The following is a 1,475-nucleotide window of genomic DNA, read 5'->3' on the forward strand; positions in this document are numbered from 1 at the left end:
CTAGTAGCTCGTCACAGTGATTTTGACGGTTTGATACCGAGCCAGCTTAGAATCGGCAAGTTTTCTGGCGGCACGAGGATTTCGATGCTTCTGGGGATATCGGCTTGACGGCGAATGAGGCCGTTACGTTCGAGCGTGACGATCATCTGATGGACTGAGGGCGGACTAACACCGAAGTGACGCTGCATGTCGGCTTCGGCGGGTGGCCGTCCGAACATGTGCGAGTAGGTATAGATGAAAGCCAGATAATGGCCCTGCTTCTCAGTGAAGCGTGCGCCTGATTTTTGACTCATGGATCGATTCGTCCGGAGCCTCCGACAGGGAGGCGAACGATGAATGTACGGTACCGGGTCGAATTGAGCCAAGCCGAGCGAGAGGAACTGACGGCGATGCTGAGCGGCGGCAAGCATGCCGCTCGCAAACTCAAGCGGGCCCAGATTTTGCTGGCGGCCGACATCGGCAGCCGCGACGAGGAGATTGCCCGGACCGTCAGAGCAAGCGCCTCCACCGTCTATCGGACCAAACGCCGCTTCGTGGAAGGCAATCTCGAGCGGGCCTTGAGTGAGGAGCCGCGTCCCGGTGCGGAGCGCAAGCTGACCGGCAAGGAGGAAGCCCTGCTGGTGGCGACCGCATGCGCCAAGCCGCCCGTCGGCCGGAGGCGCTGGACGCTGGCGCTGCTGGCCGACGTGATGGTCAAGCTCACCGATCATGACAGCCTGTCAGGTGAGACCGTGCGCCGCCGGCTGGCCGATAATGACCTCAAGCCGTGGCGCAGGGACATGTGGTGCATTCCCCATGTCGATGGCGAATACGTCGCCCGCATGGAAGATGTGCTCGATCTCTACGCTGAAGCGCCTGATCCCGAGCGGCCGCTGGTCTGCTTCGACGAAACCCCCGTCCAGCTCATCGGCGAGGTGCGCCAGCCGATCCCACCCGAGCCGGGAAAGCGCGAGCGTTACGATTACGAGTACTGCCGCAACGGCACCGTCAATCTCTTCGTCGCCTTCGATCCGCATCGGGCCTGGCGCAAGGTCAAAGTCACCGAGCGGCGCACCGCCGTGGACTATGCTCACTGCATGCGCGAACTCGTCGATGTCCATTACCCCAAGGCCGCCCGCATCCGTGTCGTGCAGGACAATCTGTCGATCCATGCCCCCGGCGCCCTCTACCAGGCCTTTGCCCCCGCCGAGGCCCGCCGCATCCTGCGCCGCCTCGAGTTCCACTACACCCCGAAACACGCCAGTTGGCTCAACATGGTCGAGATCGAAATCGGCGTCCTCCAAGGGCAATGTCTCGGCCGCCGGATCGACGATCCAAAACGCCTTAGAAACGAGATCGCAGCATGGGAGCGGCAGCGAAACAAAGCTCGCGCCCGTATCAACTGGATGTTCACAACAGACAAAGCTCGCGCCAAACTTGGGCGCGCCTATCCAGGCACGCCCAAAGAGTCAAAATCACAGTGACAAGCTACTAGT

General features: G+C 61.6%; 2 protein-coding genes. One reads left to right on the top strand and one right to left on the bottom strand.

Annotated features, from left to right (window positions below; genetic code table 11):
* Positions 1-11 precede the first annotated feature (11 nt).
* The gene (locus ACFFWD_RS32385; protein ID WP_376972365.1) at positions 12-293 is read right to left on the bottom strand and encodes a LexA family protein; all 282 of its coding nucleotides are present in this window, start codon (positions 291-293) and stop codon (positions 12-14) included.
* 39 nt (positions 294-332) lie between these two features.
* Between ACFFWD_RS32385 and ACFFWD_RS32390 the strand changes: the two genes are divergently transcribed.
* Positions 333-1,463 carry an IS630 family transposase gene (locus ACFFWD_RS32390; RefSeq protein WP_376972367.1) on the top strand — a complete coding sequence of 377 codons (1,131 nt, stop codon included), beginning with the start codon at positions 333-335 and terminating at the stop codon, positions 1,461-1,463.
* Positions 1,464-1,475: the final 12 nt, after the last annotated feature.

This window comes from Bradyrhizobium erythrophlei (assembly GCF_042430365.1).
In the GTDB taxonomy this organism is placed as follows: Bacteria; Pseudomonadota; Alphaproteobacteria; order Rhizobiales; family Xanthobacteraceae; genus Bradyrhizobium; species Bradyrhizobium erythrophlei.

What these genes read in the sequence shown, in the direction of transcription:
- ACFFWD_RS32385 (WP_376972365.1), bottom strand. Translation starts at nt 293, where the DNA reads ATGAGTCAAAAATCAGGCGCACGCTTCACTGAGAAGCAGGGCCATTAT.
- ACFFWD_RS32390 (WP_376972367.1), top strand. Translation starts at nt 333, where the DNA reads ATGAATGTACGGTACCGGGTCGAATTGAGCCAAGCCGAGCGAGAGGAA.